The 6,793-nt window shown below is 38.6% G+C and carries 5 protein-coding genes; 4 read left to right on the top strand and 1 reads right to left on the bottom strand.

Annotated features, from left to right (window positions below):
• Positions 1-92: 92 nt before the first annotated feature.
• Both hisS and FJR06_RS10750 read left to right on the top strand, forming a co-directional pair.
• Positions 93-1,481 (top strand): histidine--tRNA ligase, encoded by a 1,389-nt coding sequence (gene hisS / locus FJR06_RS10755; RefSeq protein ID WP_168633787.1) that lies wholly within the window; start codon positions 93-95, stop codon positions 1,479-1,481.
• A gap of 54 nt (positions 1,482-1,535) precedes the next feature.
• On the top strand, positions 1,536-1,934 hold the full coding sequence (locus FJR06_RS10750) for a nuclear transport factor 2 family protein (protein WP_168651409.1): 399 nt from the start codon (positions 1,536-1,538) through the stop codon (positions 1,932-1,934).
• 196 nt (positions 1,935-2,130) lie between these two features.
• On the opposite strand, the gene FJR06_RS10745 is transcribed toward FJR06_RS10750, so the two are convergent.
• Positions 2,131-3,930, bottom strand: coding sequence for an aspartate kinase (locus FJR06_RS10745; protein ID WP_168651410.1), 1,800 nt, complete (start codon positions 3,928-3,930; stop codon positions 2,131-2,133).
• Positions 3,931-4,568: 638 nt separating this feature from the next.
• Between FJR06_RS10745 and pstS the strand changes: the two genes are divergently transcribed.
• Together pstS and pstC are read left to right on the top strand one after the other, a co-directional pair.
• Positions 4,569-5,609, top strand: a complete 1,041-nt coding sequence (gene pstS, locus FJR06_RS10740; RefSeq protein ID WP_168651408.1) for a phosphate ABC transporter substrate-binding protein PstS — start codon at positions 4,569-4,571, stop codon at positions 5,607-5,609.
• A gap of 152 nt (positions 5,610-5,761) precedes the next feature.
• On the top strand, positions 5,762-6,721 hold the full coding sequence (pstC, locus tag FJR06_RS10735; RefSeq protein WP_168651407.1) for a phosphate ABC transporter permease subunit PstC: 960 nt from the start codon (positions 5,762-5,764) through the stop codon (positions 6,719-6,721).
• The last annotated feature ends 72 nt before the right edge of the window (positions 6,722-6,793 follow it).

The following is a 6,793-nucleotide window of genomic DNA, read 5'->3' as shown; positions in this document are numbered from 1 at the left end:
ATTCTGATACTTTTCAAACATCCTCTTATGTGCTGTAAATAAAAGATAAGATAATAGTCTGTGGTTAATTTCCCATTTATTAAGGTAAAAACATGACTAAAAGTGACAAAATTAACTTTTCTACTCCGAGCGGATTTCCTGAATTTCTGCCTAGTGAAAAGCGTCTTGAAGTATATTTACTAGATATTATTCGCAAAGTTTTTGAAAGTTATGGTTTTACACCCATTGAAACCCCAGCAGTGGAAAGGTTAGAAGTTCTACAAGCTAAAGGTAATCAAGGTGACAATATTATTTATGGTATTGAGCCAATTTTACCACCAAATCGCCAAGCAGAAAAGGATAAATCTGGAGAAACAGGTTCAGAAGCAAGAGCTTTGAAATTTGATCAAACTGTTCCTTTTGCTGCTTATATTGCTCGTCACTTAAATGAATTAACTTTTCCTTTTGCTCGTTATCAAATGGATATGGTATTTCGGGGTGAACGGGCAAAAGATGGACGATTTCGACAGTTTCGGCAATGTGATATAGATGTAGTTGCTCGTGGTAAACTGAGTTTACTTTATGATGCCCAAATGCCCGCAATTATCACGGAAATATTTGAAAAGATTAATATTGGTGATTTTGTTATTCGCATTAATAACCGCAAAATCCTGACAGGATTTTTCCAATCAGTAGGAGTTGCTGAAAACCAAATTAAAACCTGCATTAGTATTATTGATAATTTGGAAAAAATTGGCGAAGCTAAAGTTAAACAAGAGTTAGAGACAGAAGGTATTTCCTCAGAACAAACGGAAAAAATTATTGAGTTTGTGAAAATTGATGGTAGTATTGATGATGTTTTAGATAAACTCAAACACCTGGCTGAGAATTTGCCAGAAGCAGAACAATTTAATTTAGGAGTAACTGAATTAGAAACTGTAATTAATGGAGTTAGAAATTTAGGAGTTGCTGATAAACGTTTCTGTATTGATTTATCTATTGCTCGTGGTTTAAATTACTATACTGGAACAGTTTATGAAACTACCTTATTAGGTCATGCAGCTTTGGGGAGTATTTGTTCTGGTGGTAGATATGAAGAATTAGTGGGAACATTTATCGGTGAAAAAATGCCTGGTGTGGGTATTTCTATTGGTTTAACTCGGTTAATTAGCAGGTTGTTAAAAGCGGGTATTCTCAATACTTTATCTGCAACTCCTACTCAAGTGGTAGTAGTGAATATGCAAGAGGATTTAATGCCTGTTTATTTACAAGTATCTCAACAGTTACGTCAAGGGGGAATTAATGTTGTGACTAACTTTGAAAAACGCCCTTTAGGTAAACAATTTCAAGCCGCAGATAAACAGGGTATTAGATTTTGTGTAATTATTGGTGCGGAAGAAGCAGCAGCACAAAAATCATCATTGAAAGATTTGCAAAGTGGTGAACAAATTGAAGTAGCTTTGGCAGATTTACCAGAAGAAGTTAAACGCAGACTGGCATAATTTTGATTACCACGCTGTTAGCGTGGTAAATTATGAACAATCAGGAATAAATAGATGAAGACAGAATCAGAAAACACTTTAAGAATTGCTCAACAAGCATTTGTCTATTTTACACAAGGCTTAGAAACTGGTAATTGGCAAGCATTTTTAGATATGCTAACGGATGATTTTACCTTTTGGTTTCCTATGGGAAAATTTCACGGGTTAAATACGGGCAAAGAACGCGCAAAAGAGTTTTTTGAATATGTTTCTGAAGCTTTTCAACCAGGAATTAAGATTACTTCTTTAGACAATATTACTAGCAATGAAAAAACCGTGATTTTTGAATTTCGGGATGAAGGTAACTTATTTGGCAATCCTTATAAAAATCGGGTTGCAGTTGCTTTTGATATTCGAGACAATCAAGTTTGTGCTTATCGAGAATACTTTGGTAGTGATGGTAAATCCTATTAACAAGAAATAGAACAGCACACAATCATGAAATTCATTAATTCATCTGCGTTCATTTATTCTTGTACTTATATTTTTTGTCTTCCTTTGCGCCTTTGCGCCTTTGCGTGAGACTTTAAAATGCTTGTTCCTAATCTTAACCATGGCCAAAAACTGTAGCACCCGGAAATTTCTCCGAATGCTGCAATTAAAAGAAAAATCAGACTGGAACTACAAATTTTTCACTTCCAGCCAAATCAAAAGCTGAGTGAATAACTTGCAAAGCTTTCACCCCTTCATCTTCTCCCACAACACAACTAATTTTAATTTCTGAAGTAGCAATCATTTGAATATTGATGTGATTTTTGGCTAAAGCTGTAAACATTTTGGCAGCAATCCCTGGTTGTCCCACCATCCCAGAACCAACTATACTCACCTTAGCGATCGCCTGATCTAATACTACCTCACCCCAATCAAACTCCGCTGCAACTTGCTGTAATTTCTGTTGGGCATTTTCTGCGTCCATTCTCGCTACAGTAAAGGCAATATCTCGACGGGGAACACCATCTACTATTCGACACCGTTGAGATTGAATAATCATATCCACACTGATATTATATTCTGCCAAAAATCCAAACAATTTGGCGGCCATACCCGGACGATTTGGTACTTGCCGAATCGCAATTCGCGCTTGATTCATATCCAGCGCAACACCACGCACAGCAGGGGTATTAGCACCAGGAGAAGCTAAAGCAGTAGAGGAAGAATTAATTTCAAAGGTGTGACAGAGGGCAGCTATAGCGCGATCGCAATCTACCGCATCAACAACACAACTCACCTTAACTTCACTGGTAGAAATCATCTGAATATTTACACCAGCATCAGCCAAAGTTTTAAACATCTGCGCTGCTACCCCCGGACGACCAATCATTCCCGCCCCGACAATACTCACTTTAGCAGTATCTTTTTCTACTATTACTTCCGCTTCATCTGAACTATGCTGATTTTTAAATATCGGTGCTATAGCCGATGATACTGCTTCCGCCCGTTTTAATATTGAAGTATTTACTGTAAAAGCAATGTCATTAGTATTACCTTCATGAATAGACTGAATAATTAAATCCACATCAACATTTTCCTGGGAAATTTGCCCAAATAACTGGGCTGCTATCCCTGGTCTATCAGGAACACGCAATAAAGCCACCTTAGCCTGTTGAATATCAAACTCCACAGCATCCACAGGTCGAGCTAATTCTAAATTCACTAACGCCCGATCTTGCCTTGGAGGCGTTGTTACCCAAGTTCCCGGCTGATCTGTCCAACTCGACCGTACCACCAGGGGAACGCCATAATTGCGGGCAATTTCCACAGCCCTGGGATGTAATACCTTCGCCCCTAAACTAGCCAATTCCAGCATTTCATCACTAGTGATTTCTGTCAATAATTGAGCTTGGGGAACAAGGCGCGGATCTGTAGTTAAAATTCCGGGGACATCTGTATAAATTTCACAAAAATCTGCACCGATAGCAGCGGCTATTGCCACTGCGGAAGTGTCAGAACCACCACGTCCCAAAGTAGTAATTTCTAATTCTTCTGTACTGCTAATTCCTTGAAACCCGGCAACCACAACCACTTTGCCGCCATTAATTTGCCGCATTAAGCGTTCAGTTTCAATATGTAAAATCCGAGCGCGAGAGTGTTCTGCTTCGGTAACAATGCCCACCTGAGCGCCAGTCATCGAAATTGCTGGTTGACCAATTTCCTGCAATGCCATACTTAGTAAAGCAATAGTAACTTGCTCTCCCGTAGAAAGCAGCATATCCATTTCCCGACGACTAGGAGTTTTAGAGATATCATGAGCTAGTTTCACTAACCCATCAGTAGTTTTACCCATCGCTGAAACCACTACTACTACAGAGTTTCCAGCTTTGACCGTTTTTTTAACTCTAGTCGCAACAGCTTGAATCCGTTCAACTGAACCAACTGATGTACCACCGTATTTTTGAACTATGAGCGCCATAAAATTCTCTTTAATCACTTGTTTTGCCACAGTCAAGGTTGTCATGACTATGAAAACCCGTGAAAGTGCCAGTTTAGATTACCAAAAAAAATACATCCGTTAGCAATCTTGGACTCTGATTTTAATCACAAATTAACCATTTACATGAATTATCTTAACCAATTTATCACCTTTTTTGTTTATTGTGGTTAGGGATAAAAAAGTATTGTTATGCAAATAAATAAATACTAATCCGCTCAAACATGGCAAATAATACCACGTATTCCTAGCAGACTGTTTATTTACATAACACTGCTAGGATATTTTATAGAATTAGGAGTCAGGAGTTCAGGAGTTCAGGAGTTCAGGAGTTCAGGAGTTCAGGAGTTCAGGAGGAAGGAGGAAGAAGAAAGAAGAATAGTTTTCACCAATTACCAATTACCAATTACCAATTACCAATCACCAATTACCAATTACCTGTTCCCTGTTCCCTCTCTCAACGAGTGAATTTAATTTTGTCCGACTACTTAAAATTAAATGTTTAAATTGAATTTAAACTGAGATTGTTCGTTTCTTAATCTTCTCTTAACTATTTAGTATCAAATTAATACCAGGATGTAATTCCCTAAGTAAGTATTTCTAAAAACTTAAGAGGCAGTATGGCTTTTTTATCCACCATTTTGAATCGTGTTGTTGCCACTTCAGTCATAACCGGGGCTGTTGCATTGAGTCCAATGTTGAGTGCGATCGCTCAAGCTCAAACTTTAAACGGTGCTGGAGCAACCTTTCCCGCTCCTTTGTACGAACGTTATGCTCGTGAAGTTAAGAAAAAATACCCCGACTTGAAAGTTAACTACCAAGCCATTGGTAGTGGTGGTGGTATTCGTCAAACCATTGCGGGAACAGTTGACTTTGGTGGTAGTGACGCAGCGATGAAAGATGATGAAATCGCTAAAGTTAAGAATGGTGTGATCTTAGTACCCACTGCTGGTGGTGCCGTTTCCGTTGTTTATAATTTACCTGGTGTCAACAAATTGAGATTATCTCGTACCACATTACCAGCAATTTTCTCTGGACAAATTAAAAACTGGAATGATCCAAAAATTAAAGCGGATAACCCCGGTGCAAATCTACCAAATAGTCCAATTAAATTTGTAGTTCGCGCTGATGGTAGTGGTACAACATTTATTTTCACCAACCATTTAAGTGCTATTAGTGGTTATTTCAAAGGCAGAATTGGAGCTAACACCGCTCCCAAATGGACTTTACCAAACGTCCTCAAAGGTAAAGGTAATCCTGGTGTAGCTGCTTTAGTGAGAAGCACCCCTGGATCTATTGGTTATGTTGAATATGACTACGCTGCTAAAAACAAACTAAATTCAGCGGAAGTACAAAATAAGAAAGGAGAATTTGTCGCTCCTTCTTTAGCATCTGCTAACTCAGCTTTATCCAATGTAGCTTTTCCTAGTAACTACCGCGTTTTTATCGGAGATCCCAGTCAAGGTTATCCTATCGTTGGTTTGACATGGATGATGGTTTATCACAAATATTCCACTCCTACTAAAGCTGAAGCTGTGAAGAAATGGATTAACTGGGTACTCAAAGATGGTCAACAGTATAATGATGACCTCAACTACACCAAAATTCCTGGTGATGTTGTGAACCGTGTTCTCCAAACAGTAAATAGCACCGTTAAGTAATTTTTACGTAAGCATTCAGCCGTCATCTAGACTGTTACGTAGCTAAATTTGATCATCCTAATTTGGTGGGGGTAATTCATGAATTACCCCTACGGGCTGATTGGTGAACGCTTATATCTAATGTACCAGATTTCATAAACTTTTTATTGATCATGGCTAATTTAAGTGATGGAAATATTGATTTAAGATCGACAGGTGGCGTTAATTTCTGGTTTGATAAGGGATTTACATGGCTAGTGTATATTTTCTCTGGTATTACTGTAGCTATCCTCTTTCTCATGACCTGGGTGATTTTTAAAGAAGCACAACCAGCTATTGATAAATTTGGATTGGGCTTTTTATGGGGACAAGATTGGGATACAGGGAATCAAATTTTTGGGGCATTACCTTACATCTACGGAACTTTGGTCAGCAGTGCGATCGCTGTTTTATTAACTATACCCGTAGGCATATCCATAGCCTTAGTCACAAGTGAAGACTTTTTACCAAATCCAGTCAAAACTACCATAGCCTTTGTCATCGAATTAATTGCCGCTATCCCCAGTGTAATTATTGGTTTATGGGGAATTTTCATCTTTATTCCCTTCATAGTCCCCATAGAAAAATGGTTGGGTAGCACATTTAATTTTATCCCACTATTTAATACACAAGACCCTGCCGGCAACAATATGTTGACAGCAGGTATTGTTCTCGCCATTATGACCTTACCCGCAATGGCAGCTATTTCTCGTGATGTTTTAATGGTTATTCCTAAAGAGTTACGTAGCTCATCTATGGCTTTAGGGGGAACTCGTTGGGAAACAATTTTTCGAGTCTTATTACCAGCAGCATTTTCTGGGATGGTTAGTGCAACAATGCTATCTCTGGGTAGGGCTTTAGGAGAAACAATGGCTGTAACAATGCTAATTGGTAACTCCGCCCAAATCAGTCTATCTCTTTTAGATCCAGCATATAATATCCCCGCAGTTTTAGCCAATGAATTTGCCGAAGCCGAACCGGGCTTACATATTGGGGCATTAAGTTATTTAGGTCTAATTTTATTTGCCTTAACTCTAGCTATAAATATTGCGGCTGTATTAGTAGTGGAGTGGGTTGCTAAAAAGAATAGATAACAGGAATCAAGGAGTCAGGAGTCACCGAGTCAGGAGTTCAGGAGGAAGGAAGAAGGAAGAAGGAAGAAGGAA

Source organism: Dolichospermum sp. UHCC 0352 (assembly GCF_009711925.1).
Lineage (GTDB): Bacteria > Cyanobacteriota > Cyanobacteriia > Cyanobacteriales > Nostocaceae > Dolichospermum > Dolichospermum lemmermannii.
This window is presented reverse-complemented; position numbering and strand designations above follow the sequence as displayed.

Coding starts and splice junctions, on each gene's coding strand:
- hisS (WP_168633787.1), top strand. CDS start 93: ATGACTAAAAGTGACAAAATTAACTTTTCTACTCCGAGCGGATTTCCT.
- FJR06_RS10750 (WP_168651409.1), top strand. CDS start 1,536: ATGAAGACAGAATCAGAAAACACTTTAAGAATTGCTCAACAAGCATTT.
- FJR06_RS10745 (WP_168651410.1), bottom strand. CDS start 3,930: ATGGCGCTCATAGTTCAAAAATACGGTGGTACATCAGTTGGTTCAGTT.
- pstS (WP_168651408.1), top strand. CDS start 4,569: ATGGCTTTTTTATCCACCATTTTGAATCGTGTTGTTGCCACTTCAGTC.
- pstC (WP_168651407.1), top strand. CDS start 5,762: ATGGCTAATTTAAGTGATGGAAATATTGATTTAAGATCGACAGGTGGC.